Genomic DNA, 18,784 nt, shown 5'->3' with positions numbered 1-18,784 from the left:
CCCCCGGGTTCCTGTCCAAACAGGACATCCGTCCTGTTTGATTTCTGCGACCGCCTCCGGCCGGCAAGTTGCGTTGTCCTTAGACGAGGCCCCTCGCCCCGTCCATGCGTCAAATGTCAGCGGTAGGGCGAGTCCAGCGAGATGTTGCGCGCCAGTTCGCGCTCCCAGCGGTCGCCATTCGCCAGCAGCCTGTCCTTGTCGTAGTAAAGCTCCTCGCGCGTCTCCGTCGCGAACTCGAAATTCGGCCCCTCGACGATAGCGTCGACCGGGCAGGCTTCCTGGCAGAAGCCGCAATAGATGCACTTCACCATGTCTATGTCGTAGCGCACGGTGCGGCGCGTGCCGTCATTGCGGCGCGGGCCGGCCTCGATGGTGATCGCCTGCGCCGGACAGATCGCTTCGCACAATTTGCAGGCGATGCAGCGCTCTTCGCCATTGGGGTAACGGCGCAAAGCATGCTCGCCCCGGAAGCGCGGGCTGATCGGCCCCTTTTCGTGCGGATAGTTGATCGTCTCCTTCGGCGCGAAGAACTGGCGCATCGACAGGAAGAAGGCGCTGACGAAATCCTGCAGCAGCAGCGATTTTGCGGCCTGGCCAAAAGCGGACATCACGCAAACCCCGTGATTTTGAGGAAGGCCGCGGTGGCAACGACCATGAACAGGGAGATCGGCAGAAAGACTTTCCAGCCCAGCCGCATCAGCTGGTCGTAGCGGTAGCGCGGCACGAAGGCCTTCACCATCGAGAACATGAAGAACATCAGGCAGATCTTGAGCACGAACCAGATCACGCCGGGCACCCAGGTGAAGGGGGCGAAGTCGAAGGGCGGCAGCCAGCCGCCGAGGAACAGGATGGTGGCCAGCGCGCACATCATCACCACGGCGACGTATTCGCCGAGGAAGAACAACAGGAACGGCGTCGAGGAGTATTCGACCATATGGCCGGCGACGAGTTCCGACTCGGCTTCCACCAGGTCGAAGGGCGGGCGGTTGGTCTCGGCCAGCGCCGAGATGAAGAAAATGACGAACATCGGGAACAGCGCCAGCCAGTGCCAGTCGAGGAAGCTGTTGGGCAAGCCAAGCTTGGTGCCCAGCCCATCCTGCTGCGACAGCACGATGTCCGACAGGTTGAGCGAGCCGACGCAGAGCAGCACGGTGACGATGACGAAGCCGATCGAGACTTCGTAGGACACCATCTGCGCCGCCGAGCGCAGCGCGCCGAGGAACGGGTATTTCGAGTTGGACGCCCAGCCGCCCATGATCACGCCATAGACCTCGAGCGAGGAGATGGCGAAGACGTAGAGGATGCCGACATTGACGTTGGCGATCCCCCAGCCCGCATTGACGGGAATGACCGCCCAGGCCGAGATTGCCAGCACGGCCGACACCAGCGGCGCCAGCAGGAACACGCCCTTGTTGGCGCCGGACGGAATGACCGGTTCCTTGAAGACGAATTTCAGCAGATCGGCGAAAGCCTGCAGCGTGCCCCACGGGCCGACGACGTTCGGGCCGCGGCGCAATTGCACCGCCGCCCAGATCTTGCGGTCGGCGTAAAGCAGGTAGGCAACCCCGATCAGCAAAACGACGATCAGCACGACCGACTTTAAAAGGATGATCAGCGTCGGCAGCACGTAGAAGGAGAAGAAGGTGTCCATGTCTACTCTGCCGCCTGCCTGAAGCCGTTTTTCGCCAGCGCCGAGCATTCCGCCATGACGGCGGAGGCCCGCGCGATCGGGTTGGTCAGATAGAAATCCGTGACCGGCGAGGTGAAAGTGCCCTTGTTCAGCCGCCCGCCGAGCTTCGCCACCTTGGCGACGTCATCGGCATTGCCGGCTTCGACATGATCGATGCGGGCGAGATGCGGGTATTCGCCATAAAGTTTGGCGCGCAACTGCTGCAGCGAATCGAAGGGTAGTTTCTTGCCCAGCACATCGGACAATGCCCTCAGGATCGCCCAGTCTTCGCGCGCGTCGCCCGGCGCGAAGCCCGCGCGGTTGGTCTGCTGCACGCGTCCCTCGGTGTTGACATAGGTGCCGGACTTTTCGGTGTAGGCGGCTCCCGGCAGGATGACATTGGCGCGGTGCGCACCGGCGTCGCCATGCGTGCCGACATAGACGACGAAGGCGCCGCCGGTCTTGGACATGTCGACCTCGTCGGCGCCGAGCAGGAACAGAACCTCGCTCTCCCCCAGCATGCCGGCAACGTTCTTGCCGCCCTTGCCAGGCACGAAGCCGACATCGAGACCGCCGACGCGCGCGGCCGCAGTGTGCAGCACGGCAAAGCCGTTCCAGTCGGCGCGCGCAGCGTTGACGGCCGTGGCGAGTTTCGCCGCCTGGCCGAGCACCGCCGCGCCGTCGGCACGCGACAGCGCGCCCTGGCCGACGATGATCAGCGGATGCGTCGCCTTCTTCAGCACCTGGAAGAACTTCCCGTTGCCGTCGGCCAGGTCTTTCAGCGACTCCGGGCCGGCGCCGAGCTGTTCGTAGTCGTAACGCGTGTCGCCGACCTCGCCGATGACGCCGACCGGCAGATTGCCGATCCGCCAGCGCTTGCGGATGCGGGCATTGAGCACCGAGGCCTCGAAGCGCGGATTGGCGCCGATGATCAGCACCGCGTCGGCCTGCTCGATGCCCTCGATGGTGGGGTTGAAGATGTAGCTGGCGCGGCCGAGCGCGGGATCGAGTGCGGCGCCGTCCTGGCGGCAATCGGTGTTCTTCGAGCCCAACGCAGCCATAAGCTGCTTCAGCGCGTAGATTTCCTCGACGGCGGCAAGATCGCCCGCAATCGCGCCGATTTTCTCGGGCGCAGCATTCGACACCGCATCCCTGATCGCAACGAACGCTTCGGCCCAGCTGGCCGGCGCCAACTTTCCGTCCTTGCGGACATAGGGGCGGTCGAGGCGCTGCGTGCGCAATCCGTCCCATATGAAGCGGGTCTTGTCGGAAATCCACTCCTCGTTCACCGCTTCATTGACGCGCGGCAGGATGCGCATCACCTCGCGGCCACGGCTGTCGACGCGGATTGCCGAGCCGACGGCGTCCATGACGTCGATGGATTCTGTCTTGGTCAGCTCCCACGGCCGTGCCTGAAAGGCGAAAGGCTTGGAGGTCAGCGCGCCGACCGGGCAGAGGTCGATGACATTGCCCTGCAGCTCGGAGGTCATGGCGCTTTCGAGATAGGTGGTGATCTCGGCATCCTCGCCGCGGCCGATCAGGCCAAGCTCGGAAATGCCCGCAACTTCCGTGGTGAAGCGAACGCAGCGCGTGCAGTGGATGCAACGGTTCATCACCGTCTTGACCAGTGGGCCGATATACTTGTCTTCGACCGCGCGCTTGTTCTCGTGATAGCGCGAGGAATCGACGCCGAAGGCCATCGCCTGGTCCTGCAGGTCGCATTCGCCGCCCTGGTCGCAGATCGGGCAATCCAGCGGATGGTTGATCAGCAGGAATTCCATCACGCCTTCGCGGGCCTTCTTGACCATCGGCGTGTTGGTGAAGATTTCAGGCGCCTCGCCATTGGGTCCCGGACGCAGGTCGCGCACATTCATGGCGCAGGAGGCCTGCGGCTTGGGCGGCCCGCCCTTCACCTCGATCAGGCACATGCGGCAATTGCCGGCAATCGACAGCCGCTCATGGAAGCAGAAGCGCGGCACTTCCGCGCCGGCGTCCTCGGCCGCCTGCAGCAACGTGTAGTGGTCGGGTACAGTGATCTCTTTCCCGTCGACCTTGAGCTTTGCCATCAATTGCCCCTGGCGGTCTGCGCCGTCTCATATGCCTGAAACAGATCGCTCAGCCTAATGCCATTGATCATCATGCCGGCGACTTCAGCGTTTTCTATCTTCAAATTGCTCATATTCACATTGCTGAAAAACGCGTCCGAGAGGTTCGCGTCCTCCACAACGGCCGCCGACAGGTCGACGTTGTGAAACTGCGTGTTCGACAAGTTCACATCGTCAAATCTGGAGTTGCTGACGATGGCATTGCGCACATCGAGAACATCGCTCCTGTCGTGGATCTCCATGCCTGCCACCCCTACTTCTTCGCCTTGGCGGCCAGCGTCAGCGCCGCGGCCTGGCGGGTCCACTCGTCGCGGCCGATACGGCCGGTGAGCGACAGGTAGTCCTCGACCCAGGCGATCTCTTCTGGCGCCCAGGCGGCGATCTGGGCAAAGGTCCAGATGCCGAGGCCGTTCAGCACCTTTTCCAGCTTCGGCCCAACGCCGGTGATCGCCTTGAGATCCGACGGCTTGGCCGGACGAGCCACGGCCTTGGGCTGTCTGAAATCCTCCGGCATCAATCCGATCGTCGCGCCTTCGGCGACGGCCTCGGTCTTCTCCGGCTCGGCATCGACGGTGAGAGCGGCAATATCGGTCACATCCTGGGCAAAACTCTGCGCCTCGGCGATCAGGGTTCTGGTCGCCGCGCGCGCCTTGGTGGCGGGGGCGGTCTCGGCGAACCCTTGGCTGCGCTGTTCGAAATCGTCGATGATCGGCTGGAAAATCCGCTGCGATGCCTCGGCAGCACCCGACAAGGCGCCTAGCCACACGCCAAAGGCATGGTTGGCAAGGCCGAAGCCCAGCGCCGACATGGCGGCGGCACCAGCGACAGGATGCGCGAGAAGGTTGACGGCGCTGGCCATCTCCTTCGGCATCATCCTTGTCAAATCCTGGTTCATCTTCTCAAGCTGGTCCAAATTGGGCATCAAAGGGTTCGAATAGGGCGCCATAGACATCTCCTGGTCGTTTCTTCGTCAGCCCCGCCCCTATATTTCTGTCCGGGGCTTGCGCCCGATTTCAATCTACTCAGCAGCCACCATCACCGGTTCGGCTCGGTGCGCGTTGCGCGAAAACTCGTCGATGCGCCGCTCCACCTCGCCGCGGAAATGCCGCATCAGACCCTGGATCGGCCATGCCGCGGCATCGCCCAGCGCGCAGATCGTATGACCCTCCACCTGTTTGGTGACGTCGAGCAGCATGTCGATCTCGCGCTTCTGCGCCTCGCCGCGCACCAGCCGCTCCATCACCCGCCACATCCAGCCGGTGCCTTCGCGGCATGGCGTGCACTGGCCGCAGCTCTCATGCTTGTAGAAATAGGAAAGCCTGGCGATCGCCTTCACGATATCGGTCGATTTGTCCATGACGATGACAGCCGCCGTGCCGAGCCCGGATTTCAGGTCGCGCAAAGCATCGAAATCCATCGGCGCATCGATGATCTGCTCGGCCGGCACCAGCGGCACCGAAGCGCCGCCCGGAATGACCGCGAGGAGATTGTCCCAGCCGCCGCGAATGCCACCGCAATGCGTCTCGATCAGCTCGCGGAACGGGATCGACATCGCCTCTTCGACGGTGCACGGATTGTTGACGTGGCCGGAGATGCAAAACAGCTTGGTGCCGACATTGTTGGGCCGGCCGAAGGACGAGAACCAGGCGGCGCCACGGCGCAAAATGGTCGGCGCGACCGCAATGGACTCGACATTGTTCACGGTTGTCGGACAACCGTACAAGCCGACATTGGCTGGGAATGGCGGCTTCAGCCGGGGCTGGCCCTTCTTGCCTTCGAGGCTTTCCAGAAGTGCTGTTTCCTCGCCGCATATATAGGCGCCGGCGCCGTGATGCATGTAGATGTCGAAATCGTAGCCGGACGTGTTGTTCTTGCCGATCAGCCTGGCCTCATAGGCCTCGTCGATGGCGCGCTGCAGCGCCTCGCGCTCGCGGATGAACTCGCCGCGCACATAGATGTAGGCGGCGACCGCGCCCATGGCGAAGCCGGCGATGAACGAGCCCTCGACCAGCGTGTGCGGATCGTTGCGCAGGATATCGCGGTCCTTGCACGTGCCGGGCTCGGATTCGTCGGCGTTGACAACGAGATAGCTCGGCCTTCCGTCGCTCTGCTTGGGCATGAACGACCATTTCAGCCCGGTCGGGAAGCCGGCGCCGCCGCGGCCGCGCAGGCCTGACGCCTTCATCTCGTTGACGATCCACTCGCGCCCCTTGGCGATGATGCCGGGCGTGTTGTCCCAGGCGCCGCGCGCCATCGCGCCGGCCAGCGACTTATCGAACAGGCCGTAGATGTTGTTGAAGATGCGGTCTTTGTCAGCCAGCATGACTTACCTCTTTCCCCGCAAGACGATCGAGAACCACACCAGCACGCCCATGCCGGTCGCGGCCATCGATTCCAGGGTATCCGAAAACGGCAATTCGACGAGGCGCCGAAGCCCCTCCAGAAGGATGTTGGCAGCAGCGATGCAGACAACGCCGATGACAATGCTGCGCAGCGACAGCAAAGATCCGGTGCTTTGCGCTTCAGCCATCAACGTGGCTCCTTGCCGAAGACGCGGATGTATTCGGCGACGCCGCCCTTGGCGAGCGCCTTGGCCTGCTTGCCCCAGTCGTCGCGCTCGATGCGGCCCTGGAAAGCGAGATATCCATCCGCCCAGTCGCGCTCGGCCTTATTCCAGGATGCGACCTGTGTGAAGGTGAAGATGCCAAGCGAATGAAGGATGCCCTCGATCTTCGGGCCGATGCCCGAGATCAGCTTGAGATCGTCGACCGCAGCCGGCCTGTCGATTCCGGCCGGACGGTTCTTGTCCTCGAGCGACGGCTTTGCGGGCCTGGCTGCCGGCGCCTTTACGGCCGGGGCCACCGTGGCCTTGGCCGCTGGCGCCTTGAATTCCGGCGCGGTGAAGGCAGTTGCCGGCGTGGCGGTGGTCTTCGGGCCATTACGCTGCTTGGCGACCTTCTCGACTTCAGGCGCCGCGGTGTTGGCGTTGGCGGCCGAATGCAGGGGCGCCGGGACGCTCGCCGCTTTTTCCGCCGCCGGTGCAACCTTGGCCCTGGAGGGCGACTTCAACGCCGAGCTGGTTTCCGGCGCATCGGTTTTCGGCTTGCCGGCGTTGGATGGCGCGACCGGGGCGGCCGCTGCAGGAGCGGCAGGCGCCGGAACAGGCGCTGCAATGATCGCGTCGGGCGCCGCGTGGGCAGCCTTGCTCGCCGCCCTGGCTTCCTTGTCGCGCGTTGCTTTGAGGATCGCCTTTTCGCTCTTCAGCGTCGTCAGGCCAGGCGCCGGCTCCGAGCCGGTTCTGCCGTTTTGCGGTCCCGTGGGAACCGAGGCGCCCTTGCCCGCATCGTAAAGATCGATGATTTCGGCCAGCCGCTCGGGCGTCAGATCCTCGAACGTATCCTTGAAGACCATCACCATCGGCGCGTTGACGCAGGCGCCGAGGCATTCGACTTCCTCCCACGACAGCGTGCCCTTCTCGTTGGTGTGGAACTGGTCGTGATGGATTTTCGAGCGGCACACATCCATCAGCGCTTCCGAGCCGCGCAGCATGCAGGGCGTGGTGCCGCAGACCTGGATATGCGCGCGCGTGCCGACCGGATTGAGCTGGTACTGCGTGTAGAAGGTCGCGACTTCGAGGCCGCGAATGCGCGGCATGCCGAGCATGTCCGAAATCGTCTCGATCGCCGCCTTGGTGACCCAGCCTTCCTGCTCCTGCGCAATCATCAGCAAGGGAATGATCGCCGACTGCTCCCGGCCCTTCGGATATTTCTTGATCCATTGCTTCGCAACCGCCGCATTCGCCCGGTTGAAGGCGAAGGTGGCTGGCTGGACGCTTGCTTCTGCGAGACGGCGGACTGACATTTAGCGATCGACCTCACCAAACACGATGTCGAGGGAACCCAGGACGGCAGTGACGTCGGCCAGCATGTGGCCACGGCAGAGGAAATCCATGGCTTGCAGATGCGCGAAGCCGGGCGCGCGCAGCTTGCAGCGGTATGGCTTGTTGGTACCGTCGGAGACGAGATAGACGCCGAACTCGCCCTTCGGCGCCTCGACCGCGGCATAGACCTCGCCGGCCGGCACGCGGTAACCCTCGGTATAGAGCTTGAAGTGGTGGATCAGCGCTTCCATCGAGCGCTTCATCGCCTGGCGCTTGGGCGGCACCACCTTGCCGTCGAGATTCGACACGGGCCCGGTGCTCTCCTTGCCGAGCAGAAGGTCGACGCACTGGCGCATGATCTTGGCCGACTGGCGCATCTCTTCCATGCGCACGAGATAACGGTCGTAGCAGTCGCCGTTCTTGCCGATCGGGATGTCGAAATCCATCTCGGAATAGCATTCATAAGGCTGCGACTTGCGCAAATCCCAGGCAGCACCCGAGCCGCGCACCATGACGCCGGAAAAACCCCAGGCCCAGGCGTCGGCAAGCGACACTATACCGATATCGACATTGCGTTGCTTGAAGATGCGGTTGCCGGTAAGCAGCTTGTCGAGGTCGTCAAGCGACTTCAGGAACGGGTCGATCCACTTGCCGATGTCCTCGACCAGCTTCGCCGGCAGATCCTGGTGCACACCGCCCGGACGGAAATAGGCCGCATGCATGCGCGAGCCGGAAGCGCGCTCATAAAACACCATCAGCTTTTCGCGTTCGACGAAACCCCACAGCGGCGGCGTCAGGGCGCCGATATCGAGCGCCTGCGTCGTCACATTGAGGATATGCGACATGATGCGGCTGAGCTCGGAATAGAGCACGCGGATCAACTGACCGCGCTTCGGCACCTCGATGCCGAGCAGGCGCTCGGTGGCGAGCGCGAAGGCATGCTCCTGATTCATCGGCGCGCAATAATCGAGCCGGTCGAGATAGGGCACGGCCTGCAGATAGGTCTTGTGCTCGATCAGCTTTTCCGTGCCGCGATGCAGCAAGCCGATATGCGGATCGACGCGGTCGACCACCTCGCCGTCAAGCTCCAGCACAAGACGCAAAACACCGTGTGCCGCAGGGTGCTGCGGTCCGAAGTTGATGTTAAAGTTGCGGACGGAGTGCTCGGTCATGCTAGATTCCAAGCCTTTCCTTGGCTGACGGCGTCAGTTCCATGAAGCGGACCGTCTGCGGCCCGGCCACATATTCTTTTGCTCTCTGCTCGCATTGCTCAATGGTCTCGTTGGAAGGCTGGAGATCGGCCAGCTCTCCAGCATCGCGCAAGGCGTTCAAAATCTGGTCCAATTCAATCTGCATCGCAGGCTTGATACGAAATATCGTCGGGCAGTTCTTCACCGTGTCGTTCGCCACGACAGCTCGCGCCGCCGAATAGCAATCCACTCCAGCTACTTTGCAGTCGTTCGCAAAAGCATTCTGCAAGCCGGCACAGCAAAACAGGCTTAGTAGCGCTACGCGGATCATCGCCACGCCGCCGCCCCTACTGTTTCGCCTTCTCATCGCCCGGCAGGACGTAGTCCGTCCCTTCCCATGGCGAGAGAAAATCGAAGTTCCTGAATTCCTGCTTCAATTCCACCGGCTCGTAGATCACGCGCTTGGCTTCGTCGTCGTAGCGCACCTCGACGAAACCTGTCAGCGGGAAGTCCTTGCGCAGGGGATGGCCCTCGAAGCCGTAATCCGTGAGGATGCGGCGCAGGTCCGGATGGCCGGAGAACAGCACGCCATAGAGATCGTAGGCTTCGCGCTCATACCAGTCGGCGCCGGGATAGACAGCGGTGAGCGACGGCACCAGCGTCTCTTCGTCGGCCTGCACCTTGATGCGGATGCGCAAATTCTGCTTCGGCGACAGCAGATGATAGACGACATCGAAACGCTTGACGCGCGACGGGTAGTCGGCGCCGCAGATATCGATGATCGAAATGAACTGGCAACCCGAATCGTCACGCAGGAAGCTTGTCACCTCGATCAGATTGTCTGTAGCAACCGAGATCGTCAGTTCGCCATAGGCAAGCACTGCATCGGTGACGCGGCCCGGCAGCTTTTCGCCGAGATAGGTCGACAGTTCGCTCAGGGATGCGGCCATGGGTCTACCGTTCGATCGTGCCGGTGCGGCGGATCTTCTTCTGCAGGAGAAGAATGCCGTAGAGCAGCGCTTCGGCGCTTGGCGGGCAGCCGGGCACATAGATGTCGACCGGCACGATGCGGTCGCAGCCGCGCACCACCGAATAGGAATAGTGATAATAGCCGCCGCCATTGGCGCAGGAGCCCATCGAGATGACGTAGCGCGGCTCCGGCATCTGGTCGTACACCTTGCGCAAAGCCGGGGCCATCTTGTTGGTCAGCGTTCCCGCCACGATCATGATGTCGGACTGGCGCGGCGACGCGCGAGGAGCCACGCCAAACCTTTCAGAATCATAGCGCGGCATCGAGGTGTGGATCATCTCGACGGCACAGCAGGCGAGACCGAAGGTCATGAACATCAGCGAGCCGCTGCGTGCCCAGGTGATCAGCGCCTCGGTCGAGGTGACCAGAAAACCCTTGTCGGCCAGTTCATTGTTGATCTCGAGGAAGAACGGATCGTCGGAACCGACCGGACGTCCGGTATTGGGGTCGATCAGGCCTTTTGGCTTCGGCGCGACGAGCGTTCCGGAACTGTCGTTCAATCCCATTCCAGCGCTCCTTTTTTCCATTCATAGGCAAAGCCGATGGTCAGCACCGCCAAAAACACCATCATCGACCAGAAACCGAGCATGCCGATCTTCGAGAACGACACCGCCCACGGAAACAGGAAGGCCACTTCCAGATCGAAGATGATGAACAGGATCGACACCAGGTAGAAGCGGATGTCGAATTTCATCCGGGCATCGTCGAACGAGTTGAACCCGCACTCGTAGGCGGAAAGCTTCTCCGGATCGGGATTGCGATAAGCCACCAGGAACGGCGCGATGATAAGCGCCAGGCCTACAACCGCGGCCACGGCGATAAAGAGGACGATGGGCAGGTATGAACTGAGGAGTACGTTCATGCTCGGCTTTCCGTTGGCGGCCAATCCACTTTGATTACAGCAACCAACCCTAATGCGGAAGCGCGACAGTTTAACCGCTGAACCGTTTTAGGTGCCTTGCTGCAACGCGGCGAGGGTTAGCGCAGGGCTTTCAGCGAAGCAAGTCAAACCTTGTTCAAAAGACAGTGCTGGACGGCAGGCCGGGAAAAACTGGTCCGATCTCCTCCTGTTTGATTTCCTTCATCTTTCACTCCACTTTTGTCTCCTGACACATCTCCCGCCATTTGCCTGCTAGCATGACCGGAATCGCCGGCTAAAGTCGGGAAAAATGGTTCGAGGCAAGACACTTTGACGAAGGACAATATCTCACTCCCGACGGCCAGGCGCATCGCGCTCGCCGCGCAAGGATTTCTCGATCCCCGCCCGGTCGGCACGCCCGATCGCCGCCACCTCGCCCGCGTGCTGTCGCGCACCGGCCTGCTGCAGATCGATTCCGTCAGCGCCGTGGTGCGCGCCCACTATATGCCGCTCTATTCGCGCGTTGGCCCCTACCCGCTCACCCTGCTCGACAATGCCGCAATCACCCGCAAACGCACGGTGTTCGAATACTGGGCGCATGAGGCCTCGTTCCTGCCGGTCGAGACCTACCCACTGATGCGCTGGCGCATGCAGCGCGCTGAAAGCGGCGACGAAATGTATCTGGGCCTCGCCAAATGGGGCCGCGAGCACGGCGCCTATATCGAAGAGATCTACCGCGCGGTCGCCGAGCGCGGCCCGATTGCCGCTTCGGCACTGGAGGGCCAGAAAGGTTCGGGCGGCTGGTGGGGCTGGAGCCACGCCAAGCACGCCTTCGAATGGCTGTTTTGGGCCGGACGCATCACCACGGCGCACCGCCGTGGCTTCGAGCGTTTCTACGACCTGCCCGAGCGCGTGCTGCCGCAGGCGATCCTCGATCTGCCGGTGCCGGCGGCCGAGGACGCGCACCGCGAATTGCTGCGCATTTCCGCCCGCGCCCACGGCATCGCGACGTCGGGTGACCTGCGCGATTATTTCCGCTTGTCGCCAGCCGACATGAAGGGCCGGTTGGAGGAACTGGTTGAGATGGGCGAGTTGCTGCCGGTAAACGTCGAAGGCTGGGACAAGCCGGCTTACCTCTATAAGGACGCCCGCCTGCCGCGAAAGATCGAGGCCCGCGCGCTACTGGCGCCCTTCGATCCGGTGGTCTTCGAGCGCTCGCGCACCGAGCGCCTGTTCGATTTCAACTACCGCATCGAGATCTACACGCCGGCCGAAAAGCGCCAATATGGCTACTACGTGCTGCCCTTCCTGCTCGGCGACCGGATCGTCGCCCGCGTCGATCTCAAGGCCGACCGGCCTGCGAGTGTCTTACGCGTCCACGCCGCCTACGCCGAAGCAGGCGCACCGCCTGAGACAGCTGCCCAGCTGTTCGAGGAATTGAAGCAGATGCAGGGCTGGCTTGGCCTTGAGCGCATCGAAGTGACGCCGGCCGGCAATCTGGGGAAGCCTTTGGCCGACATCGCCATGTCGTAGCCGTGCGTTGACACCGCCGCCCGCAAAAGCCTAAATCCGCTGCAGACGGTCCCCTGCCCGCAACGGCAAGGGCCAAGAGGGAATGCGGTGCGGGATTTCGGTCCCAAATCCGCGGCTGTCCCCGCAACTGTAAGCGACGAGCCAAGGCCGAAAGCCACTGGGTAACACCGGGAAGGCGGCTAACCAAGGCGACGACCCGCGAGCCAGGAGACCTGCCGTCTGAGACAAAGTATCCGATCGCCTGGCGGGTTTCCGGGCAAGGAGCACGGTTTTTGGACCAGAACAGCAGTTTTTCGGCTGGCACAGCGGACATTGCGTCCGGGGACAACGACGCCCTGACCGGCGTGACCGTCATCGTCTGCGCCTCCTGCCGCGATGAGACCGGTTCCGACGCCCATCCGCGCGCCGGCGAATTGCTGGCTGAGGACACACGCCGCGCCGCTGCCGGCGATATCCGGGTCCGCACCGCCGAATGTCTCGGCAATTGCAAGCGCCGCCTCAGCGCCGCGATCCTGCGCGATGGCTGCTGGAGCTATGTGTTCGGCGACCTGACCGCGGCCAGCGGCGCCGACCTCGTCACCGGCGCAAAGCTCTTCGCGACTTCGACCGACGGTCTCATCCCGTGGCGCGGCCGGCCCGATAGCCTCAAGCGCGGCCTCGTTGCCCGCATCCCACCCCTCGATATGCTGAAGGACTGACGATGAACGTTTCAAACCCGACCGGCAATCTCTCCCGTGTTCCCTGCACCGTCGTCACCGGCTTTCTCGGCGCCGGCAAGACGACGCTGGTCCGCCATCTCCTGGAAAACGCCGGGGGCAAGCGCATTGCCATCATCGTCAACGAGTTCGGCGACATCGGCATCGACGGGGAAATCCTGAAAGGCTGCGGCATCGACACCTGCCCCGAGGAAAACATCGTCGAACTGGCCAATGGCTGCATCTGCTGTACAGTCGCCGACGATTTCGTGCCCGCCCTCGACAAGATCCTCGCGCTGACACCGAGGGTCGACCACATCCTGATCGAGACCTCGGGCCTCGCTCTGCCCAAGCCGCTGGTCCAGGCGTTCCAGTGGCCAAGCGTGAAGAGCCGGGTGACCGTCGATGGCGTCATCGCCGTGGTCGACGGCCCGGCGCTGGCCGGAGGCCGCGTCGCCAACGACATGGACGCGTTGCAGGCACAGCGCGCTCAGGACGAAACGCTCGACCACGACGATCCGGTCGAAGAAGTCTTCGAGGACCAGATCGCCTGCGCCGACCTGATCATCCTGTCGAAAAGCGATTTGATGGATTCAGCCGGTTCGGCCCGCGCCAACGCCATCATCAATGAGCATTCCGCTCGCGCGGTAAAAATCGTGCCGACTGCGCATGGCAAGGTCGACCCGTCGGTGCTGCTTGGCCTCGGTCTCGCCGTCGAAGACGACATCGAGAACCGCAAGTCGCATCACGACGGCGCTTTCGATCATGAGCATGACGATTTCGACACCTTCATCGTCGACATCCCCTCGATCGCCAATCCCGACGACCTGGCCAAGCGCGTCGCCACCGCCGCCGAACAGGAAAACGTGTTGCGTGTAAAAGGCTTCGTCGATGTCGGCGGCAAGCCGATGCGGCTTTTGCTGCAGGCCGTCGGCCCACGCGTCAACCATTACTATGACCGCGCCTGGACGGCCGAGGACGATCGCCGCTCGCGTCTCGTCGTCATTGGCCTGAAGGGGCTGAACCGTCCGGCGATCGAGCGTATACTCGCCGGTTGATCTCAGGCACGAGCCGCGATGCATATACTCGCCACGACCTCCGCCTCGCTCGACGATCTCGCCGAGCCAGTTGATCTCCGGCAGACGCCGGCGGATATCGTGGCGCTGTCCTTCACCGACAGCGACCTCGCCGGCCTCGCGGCGGCCTGGAAGGCCGATGCCGTCCGCCTGCCGTCGATGCGGCTGGCGGCGCTGCGCGACCTGCGCCATCCCATGTCCGTGGACCTCTGGATCGACAGCGTCGCCCGCCACGCCAAGGTGATTTTGGTGCGCATCCTCGGCGGCTACGACTGGTGGCGCTATGGCTGCGACCAGCTTGCCGCGACTGCCCGTGCGAACGGCATCAAGCTGGCGCTGCTGCCGGGCGAGAGCCACGACGAGGATCTCAGGCTGATCGAAGCCTCGACGCTGCCGCGCGAGGATCTGGACGGCCTGCTTGGTTATTTCCGCGAGGGTGGCCCGGAGAATATGACGGCGCTGGTGCAAAGATTGGCGGGGCTGGCGGGACGGGATGCGGGGGCGGCTGACCCGGTTAGCGTGCCGAAAGCTGGCTACTACGAGCCTGGCCGCGGCGTCGTAGGCAAGTTGAATTTTGCCGATGTCGGCGTTCCTTCACACCCCCCTCTGTCCTGCCGGACATCTCCCCCGCAAGGGGGGAGATCAGCCGTTACCAAAGGCGGCTCCTCTCCTGCTCCTTTGGAGATCTCCGCAAGGTCTGCGATTGGCGAAAACATTTATGAGAGCACAATCTGCCCCCTTGCGGGGGAGATGTCCGGCAGGACAGAGGGGGGTGGGCGGGAACTCGGCGCAGACAACATCAACCTTCCCATCATCCCCATCCTATTCTACCGCTCGATGCTGCTGGCCGCCGATGTCGCGCCAATCGATGCCCTCTTTGATGCACTCCGCCAGCGCGGCATGAGACCGATCCCGATCTTCGTCTCCAGCCTCAAAGACCCGACCTCCCTGGCCTTCGTCGGAACCGCGCTGGCCACGCTCAAGCCCACCGCCATCATCACCGCAACCGCCTTCGCTTCCGGCGCCGAACCCGGCGTCGAAACGCTCTTCGACCGCGCCGGCGTGCCTGTCTTCCAGGTCATCGTCGCCACCACCCGCCGCGACGTCTGGGACAACAACCAGCGCGGCCTGGCGCCCGCCGACCTCGCCATGCATGTCGTGCTGCCCGAACTCGACGGCCGCATCCTCGCCGGCGCGATTTCCTTCAAGGGCGAGAGCGAGACCGACCCGGCGCTCGGCCACCGCGCCTTCGCCAACCGGCCGGAACCGGATCGCGTGGCGCAAGTGGCGGACAGGCTAGCGGCGTTCACACGGTTGCAGCAGACGCCCCGCGCGACGCGTAAGTTGGCGATCCTCATTCCGGATTATCCGAGTGCGCCCGGCCGCACTGGCTATGCCGTGGGCCTGGATGTGCCGTCCAGCGTGCTGGCCATGCTGCATGACCTGAAGGAGCAGGGCTATCGCGTTGACGGGATTCCAGAAACGCCGCGTGCGCTGCTGGACGCGTTGGAGCGGAGCGATGGTGGGCTGGGGCTGGATGAGTATCTGGACTTCTCAAAGGATTTGCCGGCTGAGGCACTGGCTGCAGTCGAGGCGGCATGGGGCGCTCCTTCACCCTCCCCCTTGTGGGGAGGGTCGGTTCGCGACATTCGCGAAGCGGATGGCGCGAAACGGGGTGGGGGTAGCGGTGCACCACCCCCACCCGGCCCTGCGGGCCACCCTCCCCACAAGGGGGAGGGTAAGAGCGGCTTCCCCTTCCGCGCCGCCACCTTCGGCAACATCACTGTCGCTCTCGCCCCCGACCGTGGCCGCTCGGCCGACCGGCGCGCCGATTACCACGACCCGACGCTGCCGCAGCGCCACGATCTGCTGGCCTTCGGCCTGTGGCTGCGCAAATCGCTCCGCATCCATGCTCTCATCCATGTCGGCGCCCATGGCACGCTGGAATGGCTGCCCGGCAAGACGGTTGCGCTCTCACAAAACTGCTTCCCCGAGATCGCCACCGGCTCGCTGCCCGTCATCTATCCCTTCATCGTCTCCAATCCCGGCGAGGCGGCGCAAGCCAAGCGGCGCATAGCAGCCGTCACGCTTGGCCATCTGCCGCCACCACTGGCAGCTGCTGGCCTTGATGAAGAGCAGCACAAGCTCGAGCGCCTCGTCGACGAATACGCCCAGGCCGACGGCCTCGACCGCCGCCGGCGCGATCGTCTGGCCAAGCTGATCGTCGACACCGCGCAAAAGACCGGCCTCGCCTCCGAAGCCGGCGTCGCCAAAACCGACGCGCCCGACGAGGCGCTGCGCCGCATCGACGCCTGGCTCTGCGACCTCAAGGATTTCGCCATCAAGGACGGCCTGCACATCTATGGCCGCGCTCCCGACGACGAGCCCGACGCCATGCGCGTGCAAAGCGCGGAGGCCGAGAAAGCAGCACTTCTTGCCGCGCTCGACGGCCGTCACATCAAGGCGGGTCCGGCGGGCGCACCGGCGCGTGGCCGCTCCGACGTGCTGCCCACCGGCCGCAACCTGTTCACCTCCGACCCGCGCACCATGCCGACGCCGACCGCCTACGATCTGGGAAAGGCGGCGGCAGAAGAAGTCGTGCGCGGCTATATGCAGTCGCATGGCGACTGGCCGCGCTCGCTGGTCATCGACCTCTGGGGCTCGGCCTCGCTGCGCACCGGCGGCGAGGAGATCGCGCAAGGCCTGGCGCTGATGGGCTGCCGGCCGCAATGGGACAGTGCCACCGGCCGCATCACCGGCATCGAGGTGCTGCCGCCGGCCACGCTCGGCCGTCCGCGCATCGATGTCACCTGGCGGATTTCGGGTCTGTTCCGCGACATGTTCCCGACCCAGATCGCGCTGATCGACGCCGCTGCCAACGCCGTTGCCGCACGCGACGAGGACGATTCGGAAAACCCGCTCGCCGCCAGAACCCGTGCCGATGGCAAGATCGGCCCGCGCATCTTCGGCACCTCGCCCGGCACCTACGGCGCCGGCGTCGAGGACCTGCTGTCCAGCGGCGACTGGGTCGGGCGCGAAGAAATCGGCCGCGCCTATCTCGATGCGACATCACATGCTTATGGCGGCGCCGAGGGCGAAGGCATCGCCTCCCCCGGCGCTTTCGAGACCCGCGTCGCCGAGGCCGATCTGCTGGTCCACACCGGCGACGATCCCGGCCGCGACATTCTCGAGGGCTCCGCCGACGTCGCCTTCATCGGCGGCTTTTCGGCCGCCCTTGCGGCATTGGGCCGATATGCCGACGTCATCGTGCTCGACACCACCGACCCGCAAAAGCCGAAGCCGCGCTCGGTCGGCGAGGCTGTGTCGCGGGTTGTGCGGGCGCGAGCCGTCAATGCGCGCTTTATAGCCGGCCAGATGCGGCATGGTCCGCGCGGCGCTTCCGAGTTTGCCGAAACCGTCGACCGCCTCATCGGCTTTGCCGAAACCACGCACGCCATTTCGGGCGCGTTGATCGAGGCCGTGCATGACGCCTATGTCGGCGATCCCGATGTCCGCGCCTTCATCCTGCGTGAAAATCCGGCCGCTGCCAAAGTCATCGCCGAGCGCTTCCTGTCGGCGCGCCGGCGCGGTCTCTGGCATCCCTTGCGCAACGCGATCGACGACGATCTCGCGGCGTTGATCGCCGAGGCCGAGGCGCTCGGGGTCGCGGCATGAACGCCTTCTCGCGCCGCGGCGCCTGTCCGGCTCTCTCGGCGCCGATGCAGACCGGCGATGGCCTGCTGGTGCGGCTCAACCCGGTTGCTGGAGGGCTTTCCCCCAAGTCGCTGATCGGACTCTGCGAATCCGCCTTGAAGCGCGGCAACGGCATCATGGAAGTGACCGCACGAGGCAGCCTGCAGATACGCGGCCTGACGGCGGAAAGTGCCGTGCTGTTGGCGGCGGAGGTCGATGCACTGGGAATTGCAGTGCGTACCGGCGTGCCGGTCGAGACCGGGCCGCTGGCCGGCATCGATCCGCGGGAGATTGCCGATCCGCGATCTTTGGCTGAGCGGATCAGGGCTGCGGTCGAGGAAGCTGGGCTGACGCCAAGGCTCGGGCCGAAGGTTTCGGTGGTTGTCGATGGCGGCGGGCAGCTGACGATGGATGGGGTGACGGCCGATGTCAGGCTGAAGGCGGTGCGGGACGGCGGTAACGTTCTGTGGGCTTTGTCTGTTGCCGGCGACGGTCAAAGCGCGAGGCCGCTTGCGACGGCCGATGAGGATGCAGCGCGCGATATTGCGGTTGCTGTGCTGAGGATGGTTGCCGAGAAGGGGCGTGACGCACATCCTCGGGATTTGTCGGAGAGGCAATTGGCCTCTCTCGCAAGCTGGCATTCCTTCGCGCCCCCCTCTGTCCTGCCGGACATCTCCCCCTCAAGGGGGGAGATCAGCAGGGTCGCCGGCGGCTCTCCACTTTCGACGCTGAAAATTGGCGAAATCGCCCACGAAGACGCAATCTCCCCCCAAGCGGGGGAGATGTCCGGCAGGACAGAGGGGGGTGTGCAGGATCGCCGGCCTATCGGTCTTTTCCCCTTATCCAACGACACCACCGCTCTCGGCATAGCCCTCCCCTTCGGCAGCATGCCGGCCGAAAAACTCATCGCCCTCGCCCAAAGCGCCCTGTCCCTCGGCACCGCCGAAATCCGCCTCGCCCCCGGCCGCGCCTTGCTGTTCCGCGGCCAACCGTCGTCCCCAAACCCCCCCCAGCGACCCCCCGCCGCCGCCCTTTGCTTCGTTCCCCCCCCCCC

At 64.0% G+C, this 18,784-nt stretch carries 18 protein-coding genes and 1 riboswitch; of the genes, 5 read left to right on the top strand and 13 right to left on the bottom strand.

Annotated features, from left to right (window positions below):
- Positions 1-116: 116 nt before the first annotated feature.
- The 13 genes from nuoI to NKI06_RS05575 all read right to left on the bottom strand — a co-directional run bounded on the left by nuoI (position 117) and on the right by NKI06_RS05575 (position 10,736).
- Positions 117-608 carry an NADH-quinone oxidoreductase subunit NuoI gene (nuoI, locus tag NKI06_RS05635; RefSeq protein ID WP_023731231.1) on the bottom strand — a complete coding sequence of 164 codons (492 nt, stop codon included), beginning with the start codon at positions 606-608 and terminating at the stop codon, positions 117-119.
- Positions 608-1,651 (bottom strand): NADH-quinone oxidoreductase subunit NuoH, encoded by a 1,044-nt coding sequence (gene nuoH, locus NKI06_RS05630; protein ID WP_023685202.1) that lies wholly within the window; start codon positions 1,649-1,651, stop codon positions 608-610. Before nuoH ends, nuoI begins: the two co-directional genes overlap by 1 nt.
- Before the next feature lie 2 nt (positions 1,652-1,653).
- Complete coding sequence (nuoG, locus tag NKI06_RS05625; RefSeq protein WP_023805495.1) at positions 1,654-3,735, bottom strand: NADH-quinone oxidoreductase subunit NuoG; 2,082 nt, start codon at positions 3,733-3,735, stop codon at positions 1,654-1,656.
- A complete protein-coding gene (locus NKI06_RS05620) occupies positions 3,735-4,016 on the bottom strand; it encodes a pentapeptide repeat-containing protein (protein WP_352514988.1) in 282 nt (93 codons plus the stop codon). The genes nuoG and NKI06_RS05620 overlap by 1 nt, the downstream gene beginning before the upstream one ends.
- A gap of 11 nt (positions 4,017-4,027) precedes the next feature.
- Positions 4,028-4,720, bottom strand: a complete 693-nt coding sequence (locus tag NKI06_RS05615; protein WP_023830502.1) for a helix-hairpin-helix domain-containing protein — start codon at positions 4,718-4,720, stop codon at positions 4,028-4,030.
- 72 nt (positions 4,721-4,792) lie between these two features.
- Complete coding sequence (gene nuoF, locus NKI06_RS05610) at positions 4,793-6,097, bottom strand: NADH-quinone oxidoreductase subunit NuoF (protein ID WP_023670819.1); 1,305 nt, start codon at positions 6,095-6,097, stop codon at positions 4,793-4,795.
- 3 nt (positions 6,098-6,100) lie between these two features.
- Entirely contained in the window at positions 6,101-6,307 is a 207-nt protein-coding gene (locus NKI06_RS05605) for a hypothetical protein (RefSeq protein WP_156935574.1), read from the bottom strand.
- Positions 6,304-7,635 carry an NADH-quinone oxidoreductase subunit E gene (locus tag NKI06_RS05600; protein ID WP_352984407.1) on the bottom strand — a complete coding sequence of 444 codons (1,332 nt, stop codon included), beginning with the start codon at positions 7,633-7,635 and terminating at the stop codon, positions 6,304-6,306. Before NKI06_RS05600 ends, NKI06_RS05605 begins: the two co-directional genes overlap by 4 nt.
- Positions 7,636-8,826, bottom strand: coding sequence for an NADH-quinone oxidoreductase subunit D (locus NKI06_RS05595; RefSeq protein WP_023712705.1), 1,191 nt, complete (start codon positions 8,824-8,826; stop codon positions 7,636-7,638).
- Between the two features lies 1 nt (position 8,827).
- Positions 8,828-9,181 carry a hypothetical protein gene (locus NKI06_RS05590; RefSeq protein WP_155921649.1) on the bottom strand — a complete coding sequence of 118 codons (354 nt, stop codon included), beginning with the start codon at positions 9,179-9,181 and terminating at the stop codon, positions 8,828-8,830.
- A 10-nt stretch (positions 9,182-9,191) separates the two neighbouring features.
- A complete protein-coding gene (locus tag NKI06_RS05585; RefSeq protein WP_023670823.1) occupies positions 9,192-9,794 on the bottom strand; it encodes an NADH-quinone oxidoreductase subunit C in 603 nt (200 codons plus the stop codon).
- Positions 9,795-9,798: 4 nt separating this feature from the next.
- Complete coding sequence (locus tag NKI06_RS05580; protein WP_023670824.1) at positions 9,799-10,380, bottom strand: NuoB/complex I 20 kDa subunit family protein; 582 nt, start codon at positions 10,378-10,380, stop codon at positions 9,799-9,801.
- The gene (locus NKI06_RS05575) at positions 10,371-10,736 is read right to left on the bottom strand and encodes an NADH-quinone oxidoreductase subunit A (protein WP_023670825.1); all 366 of its coding nucleotides are present in this window, start codon (positions 10,734-10,736) and stop codon (positions 10,371-10,373) included. Before NKI06_RS05575 ends, NKI06_RS05580 begins: the two co-directional genes overlap by 10 nt.
- 327 nt (positions 10,737-11,063) lie before the next feature.
- Between NKI06_RS05575 and NKI06_RS05570 the strand changes: the two genes are divergently transcribed.
- From NKI06_RS05570 to cobG, 5 genes are all read left to right on the top strand, one after another.
- On the top strand, positions 11,064-12,266 hold the full coding sequence (locus NKI06_RS05570; RefSeq protein WP_352984405.1) for a winged helix-turn-helix domain-containing protein: 1,203 nt from the start codon (positions 11,064-11,066) through the stop codon (positions 12,264-12,266).
- Between the two features lie 29 nt (positions 12,267-12,295).
- Positions 12,296-12,500, top strand: a riboswitch (cobalamin riboswitch).
- Positions 12,501-12,538: 38 nt separating this feature from the next.
- Positions 12,539-12,964 (top strand): DUF1636 family protein, encoded by a 426-nt coding sequence (locus NKI06_RS05565; RefSeq protein WP_352984404.1) that lies wholly within the window; start codon positions 12,539-12,541, stop codon positions 12,962-12,964.
- A 2-nt stretch (positions 12,965-12,966) separates the two neighbouring features.
- The gene (cobW, locus tag NKI06_RS05560) at positions 12,967-14,019 is read left to right on the top strand and encodes a cobalamin biosynthesis protein CobW (protein ID WP_352984403.1); all 1,053 of its coding nucleotides are present in this window, start codon (positions 12,967-12,969) and stop codon (positions 14,017-14,019) included.
- A gap of 18 nt (positions 14,020-14,037) precedes the next feature.
- Positions 14,038-17,712, top strand: coding sequence for a cobaltochelatase subunit CobN (gene cobN, locus NKI06_RS05555; RefSeq protein WP_352984402.1), 3,675 nt, complete (start codon positions 14,038-14,040; stop codon positions 17,710-17,712).
- Positions 17,709-18,784 (top strand): precorrin-3B synthase (cobG, locus tag NKI06_RS05550; RefSeq protein ID WP_352984400.1); only part of this gene is annotated, 1,076 nt, incomplete at its 3' end. The genes cobN and cobG, both read left to right, overlap by 4 nt.

Source organism: Mesorhizobium sp. M0772, assembly GCF_040320135.1.
GTDB lineage: Bacteria > Pseudomonadota > Alphaproteobacteria > Rhizobiales > Rhizobiaceae > Mesorhizobium.
This window is presented reverse-complemented; position numbering and strand designations above follow the sequence as displayed.

What these genes read in the sequence shown, in the direction of transcription:
- nuoI (WP_023731231.1), bottom strand. Translation starts at nt 608, where the DNA reads ATGTCCGCTTTTGGCCAGGCCGCAAAATCGCTGCTGCTGCAGGATTTC.
- nuoH (WP_023685202.1), bottom strand. Translation starts at nt 1,651, where the DNA reads ATGGACACCTTCTTCTCCTTCTACGTGCTGCCGACGCTGATCATCCTT.
- nuoG (WP_023805495.1), bottom strand. Translation starts at nt 3,735, where the DNA reads ATGGCAAAGCTCAAGGTCGACGGGAAAGAGATCACTGTACCCGACCAC.
- NKI06_RS05620 (WP_352514988.1), bottom strand. Translation starts at nt 4,016, where the DNA reads ATGGAGATCCACGACAGGAGCGATGTTCTCGATGTGCGCAATGCCATC.
- NKI06_RS05615 (WP_023830502.1), bottom strand. Translation starts at nt 4,720, where the DNA reads ATGGCGCCCTATTCGAACCCTTTGATGCCCAATTTGGACCAGCTTGAG.
- nuoF (WP_023670819.1), bottom strand. Translation starts at nt 6,097, where the DNA reads ATGCTGGCTGACAAAGACCGCATCTTCAACAACATCTACGGCCTGTTC.
- NKI06_RS05600 (WP_352984407.1), bottom strand. Translation starts at nt 7,635, where the DNA reads ATGTCAGTCCGCCGTCTCGCAGAAGCAAGCGTCCAGCCAGCCACCTTC.
- NKI06_RS05595 (WP_023712705.1), bottom strand. Translation starts at nt 8,826, where the DNA reads ATGACCGAGCACTCCGTCCGCAACTTTAACATCAACTTCGGACCGCAG.
- NKI06_RS05585 (WP_023670823.1), bottom strand. Translation starts at nt 9,794, where the DNA reads ATGGCCGCATCCCTGAGCGAACTGTCGACCTATCTCGGCGAAAAGCTG.
- NKI06_RS05580 (WP_023670824.1), bottom strand. Translation starts at nt 10,380, where the DNA reads ATGGGATTGAACGACAGTTCCGGAACGCTCGTCGCGCCGAAGCCAAAA.
- NKI06_RS05575 (WP_023670825.1), bottom strand. Translation starts at nt 10,736, where the DNA reads ATGAACGTACTCCTCAGTTCATACCTGCCCATCGTCCTCTTTATCGCC.
- cobW (WP_352984403.1), top strand. Translation starts at nt 12,967, where the DNA reads ATGAACGTTTCAAACCCGACCGGCAATCTCTCCCGTGTTCCCTGCACC.
- cobN (WP_352984402.1), top strand. Translation starts at nt 14,038, where the DNA reads ATGCATATACTCGCCACGACCTCCGCCTCGCTCGACGATCTCGCCGAG.